This is a genomic window from Alsobacter sp. R-9 (assembly GCF_054612375.1).
The window spans coordinates 142,572-161,354 of the sequence record NZ_JBTSWJ010000002.1; the positions used below are offsets into that span (position 1 = coordinate 142,572).

General features: G+C 69.3%; 19 protein-coding genes. 12 read left to right on the forward strand and 7 right to left on the reverse strand.

Going from position 1 to position 18,783, the window contains the following annotated elements:
• The first annotated feature begins 25 nt into the window (after positions 1–25).
• From lepB to parC, 6 genes are all read left to right on the forward strand, one after another.
• The gene (lepB, locus tag ACX9GQ_RS03345; protein ID WP_459628121.1) at positions 26–808 is read left to right on the forward strand and encodes a signal peptidase I; all 783 of its coding nucleotides are present in this window, start codon (positions 26–28) and stop codon (positions 806–808) included.
• On the forward strand, positions 760–1,515 hold the full coding sequence (gene rnc / locus ACX9GQ_RS03350; RefSeq protein WP_459628122.1) for a ribonuclease III: 756 nt from the start codon (positions 760–762) through the stop codon (positions 1,513–1,515). The genes lepB and rnc overlap by 49 nt, the downstream gene beginning before the upstream one ends.
• A complete protein-coding gene (gene era, locus ACX9GQ_RS03355; protein ID WP_459628123.1) occupies positions 1,512–2,429 on the forward strand; it encodes a GTPase Era in 918 nt (305 codons plus the stop codon). The genes rnc and era overlap by 4 nt, the downstream gene beginning before the upstream one ends.
• A 105-nt stretch (positions 2,430–2,534) precedes the next feature.
• Positions 2,535–3,287 carry a DNA repair protein RecO gene (gene recO, locus ACX9GQ_RS03360; RefSeq protein ID WP_459628124.1) on the forward strand — a complete coding sequence of 251 codons (753 nt, stop codon included), beginning with the start codon at positions 2,535–2,537 and terminating at the stop codon, positions 3,285–3,287.
• Entirely contained in the window at positions 3,284–3,811 is a 528-nt protein-coding gene (locus ACX9GQ_RS03365) for a hypothetical protein (RefSeq protein ID WP_459628125.1), read from the forward strand. Before recO ends, ACX9GQ_RS03365 begins: the two co-directional genes overlap by 4 nt.
• A gap of 113 nt (positions 3,812–3,924) precedes the next feature.
• Entirely contained in the window at positions 3,925–6,174 is a 2,250-nt protein-coding gene (gene parC, locus ACX9GQ_RS03370) for a DNA topoisomerase IV subunit A (RefSeq protein ID WP_459628126.1), read from the forward strand.
• 13 nt (positions 6,175–6,187) lie between these two features.
• On the opposite strand, the gene ACX9GQ_RS03375 is transcribed toward parC, so the two are convergent.
• Complete coding sequence (locus tag ACX9GQ_RS03375) at positions 6,188–6,469, reverse strand: helix-turn-helix domain-containing protein (RefSeq protein ID WP_459628127.1); 282 nt, start codon at positions 6,467–6,469, stop codon at positions 6,188–6,190.
• Positions 6,470–6,851: 382 nt separating this feature from the next.
• On the opposite strand from ACX9GQ_RS03375, the gene ACX9GQ_RS03380 reads away from it, so the two are divergent.
• Positions 6,852–7,421, forward strand: a complete 570-nt coding sequence (locus ACX9GQ_RS03380; RefSeq protein ID WP_459628128.1) for a hypothetical protein — start codon at positions 6,852–6,854, stop codon at positions 7,419–7,421.
• 26 nt (positions 7,422–7,447) lie between these two features.
• On the opposite strand, the gene ACX9GQ_RS03385 is transcribed toward ACX9GQ_RS03380, so the two are convergent.
• The 5 genes from ACX9GQ_RS03385 to hemB form a co-directional block, all read right to left on the reverse strand.
• Positions 7,448–8,194, reverse strand: a complete 747-nt coding sequence (locus ACX9GQ_RS03385) for an arginyltransferase (RefSeq protein WP_459628129.1) — start codon at positions 8,192–8,194, stop codon at positions 7,448–7,450.
• Between the two features lie 93 nt (positions 8,195–8,287).
• Entirely contained in the window at positions 8,288–8,737 is a 450-nt protein-coding gene (locus ACX9GQ_RS03390; RefSeq protein ID WP_459628130.1) for an RDD family protein, read from the reverse strand.
• A 104-nt stretch (positions 8,738–8,841) separates the two neighbouring features.
• On the reverse strand, positions 8,842–10,086 hold the full coding sequence (locus ACX9GQ_RS03395) for a threonine ammonia-lyase (RefSeq protein WP_459628131.1): 1,245 nt from the start codon (positions 10,084–10,086) through the stop codon (positions 8,842–8,844).
• Between the two features lie 28 nt (positions 10,087–10,114).
• Positions 10,115–11,305 (reverse strand): branched-chain amino acid ABC transporter permease, encoded by a 1,191-nt coding sequence (locus ACX9GQ_RS03400; RefSeq protein ID WP_459628132.1) that lies wholly within the window; start codon positions 11,303–11,305, stop codon positions 10,115–10,117.
• A gap of 172 nt (positions 11,306–11,477) precedes the next feature.
• Positions 11,478–12,521 (reverse strand): porphobilinogen synthase, encoded by a 1,044-nt coding sequence (hemB, locus tag ACX9GQ_RS03405; protein WP_459628133.1) that lies wholly within the window; start codon positions 12,519–12,521, stop codon positions 11,478–11,480.
• Between the two features lie 161 nt (positions 12,522–12,682).
• Between hemB and ACX9GQ_RS03410 the strand changes: the two genes are divergently transcribed.
• From ACX9GQ_RS03410 to ldtR, 3 genes are all read left to right on the forward strand, one after another.
• Positions 12,683–13,771 carry an enoyl-CoA hydratase/isomerase family protein gene (locus ACX9GQ_RS03410; protein ID WP_459628134.1) on the forward strand — a complete coding sequence of 363 codons (1,089 nt, stop codon included), beginning with the start codon at positions 12,683–12,685 and terminating at the stop codon, positions 13,769–13,771.
• Positions 13,768–14,196, forward strand: coding sequence for a DUF6163 family protein (locus ACX9GQ_RS03415; RefSeq protein ID WP_459628135.1), 429 nt, complete (start codon positions 13,768–13,770; stop codon positions 14,194–14,196). Before ACX9GQ_RS03410 ends, ACX9GQ_RS03415 begins: the two co-directional genes overlap by 4 nt.
• A gap of 184 nt (positions 14,197–14,380) precedes the next feature.
• On the forward strand, positions 14,381–14,893 hold the full coding sequence (gene ldtR / locus ACX9GQ_RS03420; RefSeq protein ID WP_459628136.1) for a transcriptional regulator LdtR: 513 nt from the start codon (positions 14,381–14,383) through the stop codon (positions 14,891–14,893).
• A gap of 52 nt (positions 14,894–14,945) precedes the next feature.
• Here the strand turns inward: ldtR and ACX9GQ_RS03425 are convergent, their stop codons facing one another.
• The gene (locus tag ACX9GQ_RS03425; RefSeq protein ID WP_459628137.1) at positions 14,946–15,791 is read right to left on the reverse strand and encodes a DUF1295 domain-containing protein; all 846 of its coding nucleotides are present in this window, start codon (positions 15,789–15,791) and stop codon (positions 14,946–14,948) included.
• A 194-nt stretch (positions 15,792–15,985) separates the two neighbouring features.
• Here ACX9GQ_RS03425 and ACX9GQ_RS03430 point away from each other — a divergent pair, with 194 nt between their 5' ends.
• Both ACX9GQ_RS03430 and glyA read left to right on the forward strand, forming a co-directional pair.
• Positions 15,986–17,251: a L,D-transpeptidase family protein gene (locus tag ACX9GQ_RS03430; protein ID WP_459628138.1), complete on the forward strand. Its 1,266-nt coding sequence runs from the start codon at positions 15,986–15,988 to the stop codon at positions 17,249–17,251.
• A 214-nt stretch (positions 17,252–17,465) separates the two neighbouring features.
• Complete coding sequence (gene glyA, locus ACX9GQ_RS03435; RefSeq protein ID WP_459628139.1) at positions 17,466–18,764, forward strand: serine hydroxymethyltransferase; 1,299 nt, start codon at positions 17,466–17,468, stop codon at positions 18,762–18,764.
• Positions 18,765–18,783: the final 19 nt, after the last annotated feature.

An 18,783-nucleotide genomic window follows, 5' to 3' on the forward strand; every position in this document is an offset into this window, starting at 1 on the left:
CGGGCCTGCCCGGGAAGTGACGAACATGACGGAGCCGACTGGCGTGGCCGGAACGACCAAGGGCAAGGAGGAGGGCGGAATCCTCGAGACGGTGAAGGTCATCGTCCAGGCGCTGCTCATCGCCGCCGTCGTGCGCACGTTCCTCTTCCAGCCGTTCAACATCCCCTCGGGATCGTTGATCCCGACTCTGCTGATCGGCGACTACCTGTTCGTCTCCAAGTACTCCTACGGGTATTCGCGCTACTCCATCCCGTTCAGCCCGCCGCTGTTCTCGGGGCGCGTCTGGGCCGCCGAGCCGCAGCGCGGCGACATCGCGGTGTTCAAGCTGCCGCGCGACAACTCGACCGACTACATCAAGCGCGTCATCGGCCTGCCCAACGACCGGATCCAGATGGTCGACGGCATCCTGACCATCAACGGCCAGCCGGTGAAGAAGGAGCGGGTGGGCAAGCAGGACGTGTCGGCGGGCGCCGGCCTGCGCGACCAGGCGACCTTCTACCGCGAGACCCTGCCCAACGGGATCAGCTACACGATCCAGGAGCTGGACTTCTACGGCAACCGGCTGGGCCGCAACACGCCCGTCTACGTCGTGCCGCCGAACCACTACTTCATGATGGGCGACAACCGGGACAACTCGCTCGACTCGCGCGACATGTCCTCCCAGGGCGTCGGCTACGTGCCCTTCGAGAACTTCATCGGCCGGGCCGAGGTGATCTTCTTCTCGATCACCGAGGAGGGAACGGCGTGGAAGATCTGGGAATGGCCGTGGACGGTGCGGTGGAACCGCATCTTCAAGCCGGTCGGCTGATGGCGCGGGGCAAGCCCGGGCTCGACGCCCTGGAGCAGGCCATCGGGCACCGCTTCGCCGACAGGGCGCTGCTGGAGCGGGCGCTCACGCACATCACCGCGCTGCCGGGATCGCCGGTCGACGGGCCGCACTACCAGCGCCTGGAGTTTCTCGGCGACCGCGTGCTCGGCCTCGCGGTGGCGGCCATGCTCTACCGGTCGTTTCCGCAGGCGACGGAGGGCGAGCTCTCCCGGCGGCTCGCGCAGCTGGTGCGGCGCGAGACCTGCGCCGCCGTCGCCACCGAATGGAACGTCAGCCCCCACGTGCGCCTGGGTGTGGGCGAGCGCCAGACCGGCCTGCGCCGGAAGGAGGCGCTGCTGGCGGACGTCTGCGAGGCGATCATCGCCGCCGTCCACCTCGACGCCGGCTTCGAAGCGGCGCGGGCCCTCGTGGAGCGCGCCTTCGGCGGGCGCATGGAAGAACCCGGCCGGGCCGTCCGCGACGCCAAGTCCGCGCTGCAGGAGTGGGCCATGGGCCGCGGGCTGCCGGCGCCGGCCTATGTGGAGATCGGCCGCAGCGGGCCCGACCACGCGCCGGTGTTCAAGATCGAGGCACGGGTCGTGGGGTACGAGCCGGTGGTCAGCGAAGGCCGTTCCAAGCGGATCGCCGAGCAGGCCGCAGCGGAAGGGTTCCTCCGCCGCGAGGGACTGAGAGAGGACGAGGCATGACCGGCGACACGAGCGAAACGCCCCAGCGCTGCGGCTACGTCGCCCTCATCGGCGCGCCGAACGCGGGAAAATCGACGCTCCTCAACGCCCTCGTGGGGGCCAAGGTCTCGATCGTCTCCCGCAAGGTGCAGACGACGCGCTCGCTGGTGCGCGGCATCGCGCTCGCCGGCCCGGCCCAGATCATCTTCGTCGACACGCCCGGCATCTTCGCGCCCAAGCGCCGGCTCGACCGTGCCATGGTCACGTCGGCCTGGGGCGGGGCGGGCGACGCGGATGTCGTCGGCCTGCTGGTCGATGCGCGCAAGGGCGCGGACGAGGAGGTCGACGCGATCCTCGGCCGGCTGTCGGAACTGCGGCAGAAGAAGGTGCTGATCCTCAACAAGGTCGACACGGTCGAGCGGCCGTCGCTGCTCGCGCTCGCGGCCTCGCTCAACGAGCGCCACGCCTTCGCGGAGACCTTCATGGTGTCGGCCCTGACGGGGGACGGCGTCGCCACGATGCGCGAGAAGCTCGCGGCGATGATGCCGGAGGGACCCTGGCTCTTCCCGGAGGACGAGGTGTCGGACGCGCCGCTGCGCTCGCTGGCGGCGGAGATCACCCGCGAGAAGCTCTACGAGCGGCTGCACGACGAGTTGCCCTATCAATCGACGGTCGAGACGGACTCGTGGAAGACGCTGAAGGACGGTTCCGCGCGCGTCGAGCAGACCATCTTCGTCACCCGCGAAAGCCAGCGCCGCATCGTGCTCGGGCAGGGCGGGCGCACGATCAAGGCGATCGGGGAGGCGGCCCGCAAGGAGATCGCAGAGGCCGCCGACTGCACGGTCCACCTGTTCCTGTTCGTGAAGGTGCGCGAGAACTGGATCGACGATCCCGCGCGTTACCGGGAGATGGGACTGGAGTTCCCGAAGGAGTGACCCGCGGCCCGGTGCGGCGCTCCCGGCAGGAGCGGGGCCGAAACAACCTTTTCGGGCAAGACGGATTCATCGTGTCCTCCGAGGCCCTTGTGCCGGAGTCTGCAGATGGAGTGGCAGGACGAAGGCATCGTGCTCGGTGTTCGCCGCCACGGCGAGGCGAACGTGCTGCTCGAGGTCATGACGCGCGAGCACGGCCGCCATCTCGGCCTCGTGCGGGGCGGCCGCTCGGCCCGGCTGCAGCCGGTGCTCCAGCCCGGCAACGGTGTCGCCCTGCGCTGGCGGGCGCGGCTCGAGGAGCATCTGGGCCAGTACAGCGTCGAGGGCACGACACTGCGGGCCGCAGGGCTCATGCTGCGGCCGGCGTCTCTCTACGGGCTCTCGGCGCTCGCGGCCGTCGTCCGGCTCTTGCCGGAGCGGGAAGCCAATCCCGGCCTCTATGAAGCGCTCGGCATCGTCGTCGACGCGCTCGACGACCCGCAGATCGCCGCTCCGCTCATGGTCCGCTTCGAGATCGCGGTCCTCGCGGAGCTGGGAGTGGGCCTCGACCTCGCCGCCTGCGCCCTGACCGGTTCGGCAGAGGGGCTCGCTTTCGTCTCGCCCAAGTCAGGTCGGGCCGTCTCTGCGTCCGCCGCCCAACCGTGGGCCGGTCGGCTGCTTCGCCTGCCGGCGTTCCTGACGGAGGGGCAGGGGCGGGGAATGCCGCAGGCCGTTGACCTTGCTGCGGGTTTCGCCTTGACCGGCCATTTCCTCTCGCGTCATGTCCTCGAACCGAGAGGCATCCCCATGCCCGACGTGCGCACCGCCTTCATCGCGGCCGTCACGGCGGGCGGTCCGATGACGGAAGGACACGACGCATGAGCGCGAGACACGCCGGCGCCGCGGGCGCCGCCCTGGTTCTGCTGGCTGCGGCCGCGGCGGCGCAGACGCCGCCGAGCCAGGCGCCCGGCCCCGGCACGACAGCCCCGCAACTGGTCCAGATCATCGTACGGGCCCAAGGCACGGGCGACCGCTACGCCTCGACCTACTCGGTCCTGTGCGAGGAGGGGCGGTTCTGTACGGCGGTGTTCGACGTCAACCGCCGCCGCGCCGCGGGAGCGGCCACCACGCCGCCGACCCGTGTGGAGATCGGCATCTGGTCGCGGCCCGACGGCGAGGTGGTGCTCGTCCCCGTGACCGGCACGACCAAGCTGATGCTCAACTGCAAGCCGTCGCAGACCGTCGCCACCAAGGGCCGCGGCGACGCTCCGCGCATCCGGTACTCCGTGCATGAGCCGGACAGCGCCTGCGGCGGTGCCGTCGACCGGGCGCCGCCGGAGAAGGCGATCGCGGCGATCGAGGTCGTGGTGCGGCCGGCAGCCCTGCTGCGCGGCCAGCGCACCTGAGGCAGACGAAACTGGGGACGGCGGCCGGGACCAGGCCGGTCGCGCTTGCCGCGACTCGCCATGTTCGCTAGACGTTCCGCCCTTCAAGCGGGTTACGCGAAGGGAAGAGGCCGTTGGGCAAGCCAGTCGATCCGCCGGCTCCGGGCGAGGGCGTCGAGAACATCGACCTGAAGGCGGCGCTCGAGGAGCGCTACCTCGCCTATGCTCTCTCCACCATCATGCACCGCGCGCTGCCCGACGCGCGCGACGGCCTGAAGCCGGTCCATCGGCGCATCCTGCACGCCATGCGGCTGCTGCGGCTCGATCCGGGCCAGGCCTACAAGAAGTGCGCCCGCATCGTCGGCGACGTCATCGGCAAGTTTCACCCCCACGGCGACCAGGCGGTCTACGACGCGCTGGTGCGCCTCGCGCAGGATTTCGCCCAGCGCTATCCCCTGGTCGACGGGCAGGGCAACTTCGGCAACATCGACGGCGACAACGCCGCCGCCTACCGCTACACGGAGGCCCGGCTGACCGAGGTTGCGCGGCTCCTTCTCGACGGGATCGACGAGGACGCGGTCGACTTCCGCGAGACCTACAACGGCGAGGACGAGGAGCCGCTCGTCCTGCCCGCCGCCTTCCCGAACCTGCTGGCGAACGGCTCGCAGGGCATCGCGGTTGGCATGGCGACCTCGATCCCGCCGCACAATGCGGCCGAGCTCTGCGACGCAGCGCTCTACCTGATCGGCCACCCCAAGGCGACGCCGGACCAGCTGCTGACCTTTGTCCCCGGCCCGGACTTCCCGACCGGCGGCGTGATCGTCGAGCCCCGTGCCTCCATCGCCGAGACGTACCGGACGGGCCGCGGCTCCTTCCGGGTGCGTGCGCGGTGGGAGAAGGAGGACCTCGGCCGCGGGGGCTGGGTCATCGTCGTCACCGAGATCCCGTATCTCGTGCCGAAGTCGCGGCTCATCGAGAAGATGGCCGAGCTCATCAACGAGAAGAAGCTCCCGCTGCTCGCCGACATCCGCGACGAGTCGACCGAGGACGTCCGCATCGTGCTGGAGCCCCGCTCCCGCACGGTCGACCCGGCGATCCTGATGGAGTCGCTCTTCAAGCTCACCGAGCTGGAGAGCCGCATCCCGATGAACATGAACGTGCTGACGGGTGGCGTCGTGCCGCGCGTGCTCGGCCTGTCGGAGGCGCTGCGCGCGTGGCTCGACCACCGGCGCGAGGTGCTGCTGCGGCGCTCGCGCTTCCGGCTGGGGCAGATCGACAAGCGCCTCGAGATCCTGCGCGGCCTGCTGATCGTCTACCTCGACCTCGACAAGGTGATCCGCATCATCCGCGAGGAGGACGAGCCCAAGGCCGAGCTGATGCGGGTCTTCGAGCTCACGGACGTTCAGGCCGAGGCCATCCTCAACACGCGCCTGCGCTCGCTGCGCAAGCTCGAGGAGATGGAGCTCAAGCGCGAGCTCGACACGCTGACCGCGGAGAAGAGCCAGATCGAGGGGCTTCTCGGATCCGAGCAGCAACAGTGGAAGACGATCTCGTGGCAGATCCGCGAGGTCCGCAAGACCTTCGGCCCGGAAACGAAGATCGGCAAGCGTCGCACCCAGTTCGCCGAGGCGCCGGAGACGTCCGACATCGACCTCGCGGAAGCGATGGTCGAGAAGGAGCCGATCACGGTCGTCGTCTCGCGCATGGGCTGGATCCGGGCCCTGAAGGGGCACGTGCAGGACCTGTCGTCCCTCCAGTTCAAGGGCGACGACGGGCTCTCCGTCTCCTTCCACACGGAGACGACCGCGCGCATCCTGGTGCTTGCGTCGAACGGCAAGGTGTTCACGCTGGAGGCGTCGAAGCTTCCCGGAGGCCGCGGCTTCGGCGATCCGATCCGCCTCATGGCGGACATCGACGAGGGCGCCGACATCGTGACGGTATGGCCGCACAGGCCCGGCGGGCGGCTGCTGTTCGCGACGAGCGAGGGCCGCGGCTTCGTCGCGCCGGGCGACGACGTGCTGGCCAACACCCGCAAGGGCAAGAACGTCCTCAATGTCGATGCGCCGTTCCGCGCGGTGATGGCCATCCCGGCGGAGGGGGACCATGTCGCCGTGGTCGGCGAGAACCGGAAGCTTCTCGTGTTCCCGATCGAGCAGATCCCGGAGATGGGGCGCGGCAAGGGCGTCCGGCTGCAGCGCTACAAGGACGGCGGGCTGTCCGACGCCAAGGTGTTCGCGATCGAGGGCGGGCTCACCTGGATCGACACGTCCGGCCGGACGTGGACGGTCGCGCAGGCCGAGTTGCGCGACTGGGTCGGCAACCGGGCCGAGGCGGGCCGGCTCCCGCCGAAGGGCTTCCCCAAGTCGAACAGGTTCTCCGGCTGACCGGGCGTCGCGGTCAGGCGGATCCTGCGGGCCGCAGCCTGTTCAGGTCCGGTGCGCCGTCTCCTCCGCAGAGGGGCGACTGAGGCAGGAAGAAGACGCCGATTGTCCGGTCATAGGCCCCGGCCAGCCTGCGAAGCTGGTCGAGGCTTGGGCGTGCAAGACCGTTTTCCCACGACACGAGGGCCTCGAGCTCGATGTCCGCGCGCTGCGCGGCATCCTCGGGGCTGAGCGACGCGTCCTGGCGGGCGCGGGTCAGGGCGTCGTGCACGAGCAGGGCGAGCAGGCGATGGGGCATGGCAGCCTCCAGCGATCGGGGGCGGGATCGGCACTTCGACGGCGCAGGCGGATCGGGACGAGGGCGCGCCGCCGGTCACCCGGGCGTTGAAGCTCGGGCGTTCCTGCAGGCGAGGCGCATGCGAATGATCGGCGATGCGGACGGGCCGGCTGACGACGCCACCGGCCGTCGCGGCGATCCAGGGCCGACTCGGACTGGAGCGTAGCGGCAAGTGGACGCTACGCGGCGTCAAGGATAATTGTCAATCAACCGGTTGCACAACTTTTGGTCGACGGTGCTACGCCATCAAGAGTGGTGGGCGACGCGCTCCGTGAACCGGTTGCACCTGTCCGCGGCGCTGCTCTAGCCTGAGCGGGCTCAGGGAGCGACGGGGGACAAGATCATGAGGACTCGCATCCTGCTCATGCTGCCGGTGGCCGCGGCGTCGCTTTCGGCCGCGTCCGCGCGGGCCGACGACGTCGACATCGTGGCGCTGTTCGGAAAGGCACAGGCCGACGGACGCGTCGGCATGGCGTCGAAGACCAAGCCGGTGGATGGGCGCCCGGCCGTGGTGGGCGAGGTGATCGTCACGATCATCAAGGGCGAGGGCGTCGAGACGAAGAGCAAGCCGGCCGAGGCGGGCGACCTCGTGGTGCGCAACCGCTGCCCGGAGACGGGCAACGAGGAGTACCTGATCAAGGCCAACCGGGTGAAGGACCGCTACGGTGAGCCGAACGGCACCGCCGACTCCGCCGGGTGGCAGGCCTATGCGCCCAAGGGCGTGCCGATGCGCTACTTCATCCTCGGCGCAAGCGAGGGGCCCTGGACCTTCAAGGCGCCATGGGGGGAGTCGATGGTGGCGAAGCCGGGCGACGCCATCGTGCAGGATCCGTCGAACCCCAAGGACACCTACCGGATCGCGGCGGCTTCGTTCCGCTGCACCTATGAGGTGACCAAGGCGCCGGGGGCCTGATCCGGCACCCTTCGTGGCCAGGTGGGTCAGTCGACCCGGACCCACCCCGCCGGGCCGAGCCGCTCCTGCGGCGTGTAGCGCGACTTGTAGCCCATCTTGGTCGAGCCCTCGACCCAGTAGCCGAGGTAGACGTGCGGCAGGCCCATGCGCCGCGCCCGGGCGATATGGTCGAGGATCATGAAGGTGCCGAGCCCGCGGTCGGCCGCCTCGGGCTCGTAGAACGAGTAGACCATCGAGAGGCCGTCGCCGAGGACGTCGGTCAGCGCGGCGGCGAGGAGGGGCCCCGTTCCCCGCCCCGTGAAGCCGCTGTCCGGTCCGCGCCGGCGGTACTCGATCACGCGGGTTTCGACATGGCTGTCCTCGACCATCATGGCGTAGTCGAGCGCCGTCATGTCGGCCATCCCGCCATGGGCGTGCCGCCCGTCCAGATAATGACGGAAGAGCGAGTACTGCTCGGAGGTCGGGGTGTTCGGCTTCATCTCGCCGATGAGATCGTCGTTGCGCTCCAGCACGCGGCGCATGTTGCGCGAGAACCGGAAGTCGTCGACCAGCACGCGCACGGACACGCACGCCCGGCAGCCGTCGCACGCAGGACGGTAGGCGATCGTCTGCGAGCGGCGGAAGCCGCCATGCGTCAGGACGTCGTTGAGTTCCCCGGCGCGCTTGCCGATCAGGTGGGTGAAGACCTTGCGCTCCTGCCGGCCGGGCAGATAGGGGCATGCCGTCGGCGCGGTGAGGTAGAATTGCGGTTGGTCCCGGGACTGGCTGGTCACACCCTCTGATCCTCAGTGCGGCCCGCGTGTGGCGCCCGCGAAGCAGCATCCTTCATACGATAGCAGCCGACCGCCGCGTCTCAAGGGGCGCGGTCACGATCCCTTGCGGACCGCGATCACGCCGGAGAGCAGATCGTGGATCATCCGGCGATCCTCGCGCACCAGACCGAAGAGCAGGATGAAGGGCGTCAGCGTCGTCACGGTCACGTAGTAGAAGAGGGCATGCACCGCGGCGACGACGAAGGCGGGCGTGTTTCCGCTCACCGTGCGCATCTCGACGCCGAAGAGCCGCATGCCGATGGTGCCCCGGTGGCGTCCCGACACGGTCAGCCCGTTGTAGAGCAGGGCGACGATGGGGAAGAGCGGGGCCAGCAGCAGCCACGACAGGCCGAAGGTGAGGAAGCCCAGCACGAACAGGACCACCGTGAAGAGCAGCCACAGGAAGAAGACCACGACGACATCGACGCAGAACGCGCCGATCCGCGCGCCGAGCACGCCGCGCACGTCGGGTGCGCTCGGATAGGCGGGAAGCGTGTTGGTCATGCCGGTCTCCTGTCGCCCGGTCCTCGCGGACGGGCACGATCGTCAAATGGCCTTTCCGGACGGCTGCTTCAATGGCCGCCCCTCCGGGCTGTCGCTTCCGGCGCTCATGTGGCGCTGCGCCTGTCGATGCGGCGCGGCTCGTAGCCGCCCGCCTGCAGCGCCGAGACGATCTCGGCCGTGTGCTCCCTTCCCCGCGTCTCCACCGTCACGTCGAGCGAGACGCCCTTTGCAGGGACGTCGAGGAACAGGCGCCCGTGGGACACTTCGAGGATGTTCGCGCCGAGGCTGCCGAGCAGCGACGCGATCGTGCCGAGAAGCCCCGGCCGATCGGCCGTGGTGATGCGGATGTGGGCGATCCGGTCCTGGCGCTCCAGCGAGCGGATCATGATGGAGGCGAGCAGCCGGGCGTCGATGTTGCCGCCGCACAGCACGAGGCCGACCCGGCGGCCGCGGAAGCGGGCCGGCTCGGCGAGGACCGCGGCCAGGCCGGCGGCGCCGGCTCCCTCCGCCATGGTGCGGGCGAGCGTCGCATACCCGTTCACGCCCGCCTCGATGGCGGCCTCGTCCACGAGCAGGATGGCGTCGGCGAAATCGCGGACGATCGGCAGGGTCAGCCGGCCGACCGTCTTCACCGCGATGCCCTCGGCGAGCGTCGGGCCGCCGATTGGCCTGTCGCCGCCGTCGATGGCGTTGACGAAGGAGGGGTAGAGGTCGGCCTCGACGCCGAAGAGGCCGATTCCGGGGCTCACGGCCCGCGCCGCGACGGCCATGCCAGCGAAGAGTCCCCCGCCGCCGATGGGGATGACCATGCAGTCGAGGTCCGGGACGTCCTCCAGCATCTCCAGCGCCACGCTGCCCTGTCCGGCCATGACGCTGGCATCGTCGTAGGGATGGACGAGGGTGCGACCCTCGCGTGCCACAAGTTCGGCCGCCTTCTCGGCGGATTCGTAGAGCGTCGCGCCATGGAGGATCACGCTGGCGCCGTAGCTGCGGGTGTTCTCCACCTTCACGAGGGGCGTCGGCTCCGGCATGACGATGGCCGCGTCGATGCCGAGGCGGGCGGCGTGGTAGGCGACCGCCTGTGCGTGGTTGCCGGCCGACATGGTGACGACGCCCCGGCGTCGCTCGTCCTCGCTCAGCCGCGAGAGGCGGACCAGCGCGCCGCGCTCCTTGAAGGAGCCCGTCGTCTGCATGTTCTCGTACTTGACGAAGATCTCGGCGCCTGTCGCTGCGGAGAGCCGCGGGGCCGGCAGCATCGGCGTGCGCTGGACCTGCCCGTCAATGATGCGGCGGGCCGCGCGCACGTCGTCGATGCCGATGGCATGGCGGGTGTCCTGACCGGCTCCCATCGCCGTCCTCCCTCCGCGCGGCCGCGGCTCAGACGCGCCGGGGCAGCAGGTCGCCGAACCCCCTGAGCCCGCCCGGGCGCAGGGCGAGAACCACGGACAGCAGTACGAACACGGCAATGTCCCGGGACTCGATGGGCATCGTAGCCGACCAGAGGGCTTCCGCCAGCCCGATGGCCAGCCCGCCCACGAGGGCGCCTCCCACCGAGCCAATGCCGCCAAGGACGGCCGCGACAAGGGCCTTGAGCCCGAGGATGAGCCCGGCGCCATAGCCGACTCCGCCGTAGAAGGCCGTCATCACGAAGCCCGCGAAGCCGGCCAGCGACGCCGCGAGCGCGAAAGTCGCGCCGACGATGCGGTTGCGGTCGACCCCGAACAGGCTTGCCGCCAGTGGATCGTCCGCATAGGCGCGCCACGCCCGGCCGAAGGACGAGCGCTGCATCAGCACCAGCAGGGCGCAGGAGACGAGTGCTGCCGTGCCGGCCGTCAGCAGGGCGACTGGCGTCGTCGTCGCGGTGAACGTTCCGGCGCGGACCAGCGCCACCGGCGTGTTGAAGACCGGCGGGATCCACCGCAGGTCGCTCCCCTGCAGGATCCGGAGGTATTCCGACAACAGGAGCATGAGCCCGGTCGTGGCGATCAGCACGGGCAGGGGCCGCGAGAGGAGGGGCCCGACGATCACCCGGCCGATGACGCTGCCGTGCACCATCGCGCCGTAGACGGCGAGCATGGCGGCCACGGCGAGGGCGACGAGCGGGTTCACCGTGCCGGCCTGCAGGGCGAGCGTCACCCCGAGCAGCGCGCCATAGCCTCCCAGCGCGGCGAGTTCCCCGAAGCCGAACACGATGCGGCCGACGAGGCCGTAGATGAGCGAGTAGCTCGCCGCCAGCAGGCCGTACGTCCCGGCCTGCGGGAGGCCGTTGAGAACGGTCTGCAACCCATACGCGGTGGTGAAGGAGACTTCCGGCAGGCCTGCTGCGCTTCCCGGGCCGCCCGGGTCCTCCAGCGCGAACTCCGCGGAACGCAGCACGAACCGCTCGAGGAAAAGGAAGGCGGCCTCCCCGAGGGGGCCGCGTTCCGTCGCGACCGCGACGAGTTCCGCGCGGCTGCGGGACAGCGCATCGCCCCGGAAGCTGCAATCGAGGTAGCGGTTGCGGGTGCCTCGGTCCGGATCGCGGGCCGTGTAGACGACGCGGATGCGGCCGGCCAGCTCGGTCGGCACCACCCGCGTCACCGAGACCTGTGTTCCCGGGGCATTGAGGGCCGGGACCAGCGACCGGCAGATGCGGGCCTGATCGGAATCGACCGTGCGGGCGCATCCTGCAGCGAACAGCAGCCCGCCAAGCAACGCGGCAAGGAGGAAGGCGCGCCGCGGTCGCGACAGTGGGCGCAGGTCAGGCGCCTTTCTTCAGCTTCTCGGCTGCGGCGGGCGCAAAATATGTGAGGATGCCGTCCGCTCCCGCGCGCTTGAAGGCGAGCAGGCTCTCCATCATGGCCTTCTCGCCGTCGAGCCAGCCGTTCTGGGCGGCTGCCCGGATCATCGCGTACTCGCCCGAGACCTGATAGGCGAAGGTGGGGACGGCGAACGTCTCCTTCACCCGACGGACGATGTCGAGATAGGGCATCCCGGGCTTCACCATCACCATGTCCGCGCCTTCCTGGAGGTCGAGTTCGACCTCCCGCAGCGCCTCGTCGCTGTTGCCGGGGTCCATCTGGTAGGTGCGCTTGTCGCCGGTGAGCGTCGTGCTGGTGCCAACCGCCTCGCGGAAGGGACCGTAGAAGGCGGAGGCGTACTTGGCCGCGTAGGCCATGATCTGGACGTCCTGGAAGCCGGCCTCGTCAAGGCCGCGGCGGATCTCGCCGACGCGCCCGTCCATCATGTCGGACGGCGCGACGATGTCGGCGCCGGCCTGGGCCTGGTTCACCGCCTGGCGGACGAGCACCTCGACGGTCTCGTCGTTCAGGATGCGGCCGTCATCGAGAAGGCCGTCGTGGCCGTGGCTGGTGTAGGGATCCAGCGCCACGTCCGTCAGGAGGCCGATGTGCGGCACCGCCTGCTTGATCGCCTTGCACGCGCGGCAGACCAGGTTGCCCGGGTTTAGCGCCTCGCCGCCACGCTCGTCGCGAAGCGCCCGGTCGGTGTTCGGGAAAAGCGCCAGGACCGGAATGTCGAGCGACGCGGCGCGTTCGGCCGCGCGGACGGCCTCGTCGACGGTGAGACGCTCCACACCCGGCATCGACCCGATCGGCTCACGGCGCCCGTCGCCGTCGATGATGAAGATCGGCCAGATGAGGTCGTCGGCGGTGAGCGAGTTCTCCCGGACGAGTCGTCGCGCCCAGTCTGATTTCCGGTTGCGGCGAGGCCGGTGCACCAATCCCAGATCGCGGGTGGCGGGCTCGATCGCGGACGGGATCACGGGGAACGGGCGCGACGCCATGGTGCGTCTCCTCGGCAGGGTCGTGCGGGCAACGACGACGATGCCCACAGAGTTAGCATTGTTTTCCCGCCGGCCGGAAGGTGGACGTTGGGTGGGTCGCGTTGACAAGCGTTGCGGCGGCCGGGCTAACTCGACGTCGGTGAGGGACGGGGACGTGTGAGATGGGCGGGGAGACGGACGTCGCCGTCGGGGCCGACGCCGAGGCGGTGTGCACGGTGCGCGGTGCCGCGGGCCACATCCTGCTGAACCGCCCCAAGGCGTTGAACGCCCTCACGCACGGCATGGTGCGCACGATCCACGCCGCCCTCGACGCCTGGGCGGACGATCCAGCGATCCGCTGTGTCGTCGTCGAGGGCGCCGGGGACCGTGCCTTCTGCGCGGGCGGGGACATTCGCGTGCTGCATGATCTCGGCCGCGCCGGGAAGAAGGCGGAGGCGCTGTCCTTCTGGCGGGACGAGTACGAACTCAACATCCGGATCAGGCGCTATCCGAAGCCCTACGTGGCGCTCGTGGACGGAATCGTCATGGGCGGCGGCGTCGGCGTGTCCCTGCATGGAAGCCACCGGGTCGCTGGCGAGCGCTATTCGTTCGCGATGCCGGAGGTGGGAATCGGCTTCTTCCCGGACGTCGGGGCGACCCATGCGCTGCCCCTCCTGCCTGGGCAGGTTGGCCGCTATCTCGCGCTGACGGGGCAGCGGATCGGCGCCGCCGACGCGGTGGGCACCGGACTGGCGACGGCCGCCGTGGCCAGCGGTTCGCTGGCCGGGCTGGTCGCGGCGCTGTCCGAGGGACAGGACGTCGATACGGCCATCGCCGCCTGCGCCCCGAGCGCATCCGTCGTCGCGCTGGGGCCCGCCGAACGCGCCGTCATCGCCCGCTGCTTCGGGCACGACAGCATCGCCGCCATCCTCGCCGCCCTCGACGCGGACGCTTCGGGCGGTTCGTCCTTTGCCGCCAAGACGGTGTCCGTGATGCGCTCGCGCTCGCCGCTGAGCCTGAGCATCGCGCTCGAGCAGATGCGCCGGGGCGCCGCCATGACGTTCGAGGAGGCGATGCGCACCGAGTTCCGGATCGTCTCGCGCATGCTCGACAACGCGGATTTCTACGAAGGCGTGCGCGCCGCGGTGATCGACAAGGACCAGTCCCCGCGCTGGTCGCCGGCGACTCTCGACGCCGTGTCCAGCGACCGTGTCGCCGCCTTCTTAGCGCCCCTGGCGGACGAACTCGTCGCCGACGGCCGCCTGCGATGAGCGAACCGCTGACCAGTGGGCGGTCGGGGACCGCCGCGGAGGAGGGCGCACGCGCCTTCGCGTGGGACCGGATCCTCGTCTGGTTCATGCGCATCGTTTCGGCCGTCTGGCTGGTCAAGGGCCTGGCGGGGTGGCTGGTGATCCTTGGCGTGCGCATTCCGGGCATCCCGGCCTTTGCCGACCTCGTCTATCCCTCCAAGGCGGCGATCGTCGCCTTCGCGGTGATCGACCTCGTGGCCGCCATCGGCCTTTGGCTGACGAGCACCTGGGGCGGCGTCATCTGGCTGCTGGCCATGATGGTCAATGTCGTCGTGAGCCTGCTTCGGCCCGGCGAGATCGGGACCGCGCACGTGCTGACAGGGGCGCAGGTGCTGCTTCTGTGCGCCTACGTCACCCTTTCGTGGCTTGCCTCGCGCGAAGCGTAAAGCTCTCGGCCGCAGCAAGAGATCGTTTACCTGAACGATCCGTAGCCTTTGAATTAAACTCGTTCAGTAGAGTGAATTCCTGATTCATTCCGTTGTTTAAACTCGTCTTCATGCCCTCCGGTTACAACAATGGAAACGAAGGCCGGACAAACGCGGCCAACAGGGCAGTGCAGTGAGGCAGAACATGAAGACCGCTCTCAAGACTCTCGACCAGCGCGACAGTGCGGCCGGAACCGCGGATGTCAGCCCTCTCTACATCGAGGCGCTGACCCTCGTCGAACGGCTGCACCGCCGGCTTCTGGACGTCATCAAGGACGAGTTCGACCGCCGCGGACGCTCCGACGTCAACAGCGTCCAGGCGCTGCTGCTCTACAACATCGGCGACAAGGAACTCACCGCCGGCGAACTGCGCACGCGCGGCTACTATCTCGGCTCGAACGTCTCCTACAACGTGAAGAAGCTGGTCGAGATGGGCTACCTCCATCACCAGCGGTCGCGGGTGGACCGGCGCTCGGTTCGCATCAGCCTCACCGAGCAGGGCCGCGAGGTCCACGAGATCGTGAAGTCGCTCTACGACAAGCACGTCCGCACGGTGGAGCAGATCGGCGGCATCTCGTCCGAGGACTTCAAGCAGGTCAACACGGCGCTCGCCCGCCTCGAGCGCTTCTGGACGGACCACATCCGCTACCGTCTCTGACGGATCCTGCACGCCCGAAACCGATGGCGGCCGGAGCGATCCGGCCGCATTTTCATGCCGCCGACCGATCCTCGGCGGACCGCTCCGCGACAGGCGCAGACGGGGGGCGCGGCACGAAGGCGCTGGTGCGCGCTGCATAGTCGGCGAAGCCGGGGCGCTGCGACAAATGCGCCTCCAGCGGCGGGATGCCCGACACCCGCATCAAGAGCCATGTCAGGAGCGCGGGCCCGACCAGCGCCACCGCCGAGCCCGACAGGGCGAAGGCGTAGAGCCCCAGGCCCCACCACAGCATCGCTTCGCCGAAGTAGTTCGGGTGGCGGCTCCACGCGAACAGACCCGTGGTGAGCAGCCGCCCGCGGTTCGCGGGGTCCGCTTTGAACATCACCAGTTGCCGATCCGCTGCAGCTTCCAGGGCGAAGCCGCTGACGAACAACGCAGATCCTGCGACAAGAAGCCACGTCGCAGGTTCGGGCGCGAGGGTGTCGGCGACGGCCATGTGGACGGGCGACGCGACGAGCCACATCACCACGGCCTGCAGCATGAAGACCATCCAGAAGCTGCGGCGCGGCCAGTTCACGGGGTCATTCTGCCGCATCGCCGCATAGCGAGCGTCTTCCTCCTCGGCTGCACGGTGGCGCAGCAGGAGGTGGATGCCGAGCCTCAGCGACCACAGCGTCACGAGGCCGATGAACACGAGACGCGCCGGCGTAAAGCCGCCGACCAGCCCCGCCTCCACCCACGCGATCACGGCGAATCCGAAGCCCCAGTAGAGGTCGACGACGCTGCAGTCCTCGCGGCGCAGGCTGTAGAGCCAGAGGGCGGCAAAGACCGCGACAGTCACGACGAGCGCCGCCAGCGCCGCGCCGAGACCCGTCGTCAACCCGATGGCCGCCATCATCGTCGCACCGCCCCTTCACAGTCCCGCGGCTGATAGCTCACAGGCGCCGCTTGCCTTAAATTCGCCGGACTGCACGGCGTTTTTGCCGCTGCGCCGTTTCCGGAACCGGGTTAAGTGGTGACGGATCGTTTACCCTGCCCTGCGAAGGATCGGCCGAAGCGTCCGTCACTCGCCAACCGGTACTGATACGACCCATGACCGTCTTCAGATCCATGAGCCGCCGCGAGTTCCTCCCGGCCTTCGCCTCTCTGATGGCCACGGCAGCCGGTGCGGGCCCTGCGCTCGCGCAGGAACTGCTCGGAGGGCAGGCGGAGTGGAAGCAGAGCTATGACGCCGCCACGAGCCTGCGCGTCAATCGCTCCACCGTTCCCGTACTGTCGCCGCTGACCCTGCAGGCGACGGAGCAGATGATCGACACGTACCGGCAGCTGGTCGCGGCCGGGGGCTTCCCGACAATGCCGCAGGTGACGCTGCGGCTGGGCAGCAAGGGCCCGCAGGTCGTCGCGCTGCGCCGCCGCCTGATCGCGTCGAAGGATCTCGATCCGTCGCTCGGCAACTCGCAGGTGTTCGACAGCATCGTTGAGGCCGGCGTGAAGCGCTTCCAGGAGCGCCACGGCCTCATCCCGACGGGCGTCCTGAACACGCAGACCGTCACGGCCATGAACGTGTCGGCGGATGTGCGCCTGCGCCAGCTCGAGACGAACGTGGTGCGCCTGCGCTCCTATGCCGGCAACCTCGGCAACCGCTTCGTCGTCGCCAACATCCCGGCGGCGCTGGTTGAGACGGTCGAGAACGGCCAGGTCATGACCCGCCACGCCGCCGGCGTCGGCAAGATCGACCGTCAGTCGCCGGTGATGACGACCCGGGCTACGGACATCAACTTCAACCCGTTCTGGACGGTGCCCGCCTCGATCATCAAGAAGGATCTGATCCCGAAGATGCAGGCGGATCCGAACTACCTGACCGAGAACAAGATCCGCATCTACACGCAGCAGGGCCAGGAGCTCCAGCCGTCCCAGGTCAACTGGCGGTCGGACGAGGCCACCCGCTACATGTTCCGGCAGGATCCGGGCGGCGAGTTCAACTCGCTCGGCTTCGTGCGCATCAACATCGCCAATCCCTATGGCGTGTATATGCACGACACGCCGGCCAAGGGCATCTTCGGCGACGACTTCCGCTTCGTCTCCTCGGGCTGCATGCGCGTGCAGAACGTGCGCGACTACATCACGTGGCTGCTCAAGGACACGCCCGGCTGGAGCCGCGAGCAGATCGACGCGGCGATCGAGGGCGGCCAGCGGGTCGACGCGCGGCTGGCGCAGCCGGTGCCGGTCTACTGGGCCTACATCACGGCCTGGGCGACGCCGGACGGGCTCGTCCAGTTCCGCGACGACATCTACAACAAGGACGGCCTCGGCCCGATTCCCGTCGCCTCCATGCAGAAGGCCAACGACGACGAGTGATCCTCCGGGCGTCATTCCGACCGAGTTGCGGCGCCTCCGGGCGCCGCCTTTCGTTTCGGCGGCCGAAGCCGCGGCGAAGGGTGGCGTCGCGTCGCGCCCGGTTGGCGCGCGGGGAGGGGGCGTGTTAGGAGACCGGCGACCGCGGGCCGGTCTGCTGTCGTCGACGGCCCCCACACCCTGACGAGCCTCCGCAGCGGGGCCGAGGAGTTCCACGATGTCCGTGCAGCGTGACGAACGCCACCTCTCCAACAGCTTCTTCTCGGCGAGCCTCGCTGACCGCGACCCCGAGATTGCCGACGCCATCGGCAAGGAACTCGGTCGCCAGCGCGACGAGATCGAGCTGATTGCCTCCGAGAACATCGTCTCGCGGGCCGTCCTCGAGGCGCAGGGCTCGGTGATGACGAACAAGTACGCGGAGGGCTATCCCGGCCGCCGCTACTATGGCGGGTGCCAGTTCGTCGACATCGCCGAGACGGTGGCGATCGACCGCGTGACGCGGCTCTTCGGCTGCCGGTTTGCCAACGTCCAGCCGAATTCCGGCTCGCAGGCCAACCAGGCCGTGTTCATGGCGCTGATGAAGCCCGGCGACACCTTCATGGGTCTCGACCTCGCCGCCGGCGGCCACCTGACTCACGGCGCGCCGCCGAACATGTCGGGCAAGTGGTTCAACGTCGTCAGCTACGGCGTGCGTCCCGAGGACCAGGTCATCGACATGGACGCGGTCGCCCGGCTCGCGCAGGAGCACAAGCCGAAGCTGATCATCGCCGGCGGCTCCGGCTATGCCCGGCACTGGGACTTCGCCCGCTTCCGCGAGATCGCCGATTCGGTCGGTGCATTCTTCATGGTGGACATGGCGCACTTCGCGGGACTGGTCGCGGGCGGGTCGCATCCCTCGCCGTTCCCGCACGCCCACGTCGTGACGTCGACGACCCACAAGACGCTGCGCGGGCCGCGCGGCGGCCTGATCCTCACCAATGACGAGGACATCGCCAAGAAGATCAACTCCGCGGTGTTCCCGGGCCTGCAGGGCGGACCGCTCATGCATGTCATCGCGGCCAAGGCGGTGGCCTTCGGCGAGGCGCTGACGCCGGAGTTCAAGGCCTATGCGCGGGCCGTGGTCGACAACGCGAAGGTGATGGCCGACACGATCAATGCGGCGGGCTACGCCATCGTGACGGGCGGCACGGACAACCACCTGATGCTCGTGGACCTGCGGCCGAAGGGCCTCACCGGCAAGGCCGCAGAGGCATCGCTCGGGCGCGCGCACATCACCTGCAACAAGAACGGCGTGCCCTTCGACACGCAGAAGCCGACGATCACCTCGGGCATCCGCCTCGGTTCGCCGGCGGCGACGTCGCGCGGCTTCGGCGTGGCCGAGTTCCGCCAGGTGGGCGAACTCATCGTGGAGACGCTGGACGGCCTCGCCCAGAATGGCGAGGAAGCAAACGGTGCCGTCGAGGCGGCCGTGAAGCAGCGCGTCCACGCGCTGACCGCACGCTTCCCGATCTACTGAGGGCGCTGATCGCGGCGGA

What these genes read in the sequence shown, in the direction of transcription:
- lepB (WP_459628121.1), top strand. Translation starts at nt 26, where the DNA reads ATGACGGAGCCGACTGGCGTGGCCGGAACGACCAAGGGCAAGGAGGAG.
- rnc (WP_459628122.1), top strand. Translation starts at nt 760, where the DNA reads ATGGCCGTGGACGGTGCGGTGGAACCGCATCTTCAAGCCGGTCGGCTG.
- era (WP_459628123.1), top strand. Translation starts at nt 1,512, where the DNA reads ATGACCGGCGACACGAGCGAAACGCCCCAGCGCTGCGGCTACGTCGCC.
- recO (WP_459628124.1), top strand. Translation starts at nt 2,535, where the DNA reads ATGGAGTGGCAGGACGAAGGCATCGTGCTCGGTGTTCGCCGCCACGGC.
- ACX9GQ_RS03365 (WP_459628125.1), top strand. Translation starts at nt 3,284, where the DNA reads ATGAGCGCGAGACACGCCGGCGCCGCGGGCGCCGCCCTGGTTCTGCTG.
- ACX9GQ_RS03375 (WP_459628127.1), bottom strand. Translation starts at nt 6,469, where the DNA reads ATGCCCCATCGCCTGCTCGCCCTGCTCGTGCACGACGCCCTGACCCGC.
- ACX9GQ_RS03380 (WP_459628128.1), top strand. Translation starts at nt 6,852, where the DNA reads ATGAGGACTCGCATCCTGCTCATGCTGCCGGTGGCCGCGGCGTCGCTT.
- ACX9GQ_RS03390 (WP_459628130.1), bottom strand. Translation starts at nt 8,737, where the DNA reads ATGACCAACACGCTTCCCGCCTATCCGAGCGCACCCGACGTGCGCGGC.
- ACX9GQ_RS03395 (WP_459628131.1), bottom strand. Translation starts at nt 10,086, where the DNA reads ATGGGAGCCGGTCAGGACACCCGCCATGCCATCGGCATCGACGACGTG.
- hemB (WP_459628133.1), bottom strand. Translation starts at nt 12,521, where the DNA reads ATGGCGTCGCGCCCGTTCCCCGTGATCCCGTCCGCGATCGAGCCCGCC.
- ACX9GQ_RS03410 (WP_459628134.1), top strand. Translation starts at nt 12,683, where the DNA reads ATGGGCGGGGAGACGGACGTCGCCGTCGGGGCCGACGCCGAGGCGGTG.
- ACX9GQ_RS03415 (WP_459628135.1), top strand. Translation starts at nt 13,768, where the DNA reads ATGAGCGAACCGCTGACCAGTGGGCGGTCGGGGACCGCCGCGGAGGAG.
- ldtR (WP_459628136.1), top strand. Translation starts at nt 14,381, where the DNA reads ATGAAGACCGCTCTCAAGACTCTCGACCAGCGCGACAGTGCGGCCGGA.
- ACX9GQ_RS03425 (WP_459628137.1), bottom strand. Translation starts at nt 15,791, where the DNA reads ATGATGGCGGCCATCGGGTTGACGACGGGTCTCGGCGCGGCGCTGGCG.
- ACX9GQ_RS03430 (WP_459628138.1), top strand. Translation starts at nt 15,986, where the DNA reads ATGACCGTCTTCAGATCCATGAGCCGCCGCGAGTTCCTCCCGGCCTTC.
- glyA (WP_459628139.1), top strand. Translation starts at nt 17,466, where the DNA reads ATGTCCGTGCAGCGTGACGAACGCCACCTCTCCAACAGCTTCTTCTCG.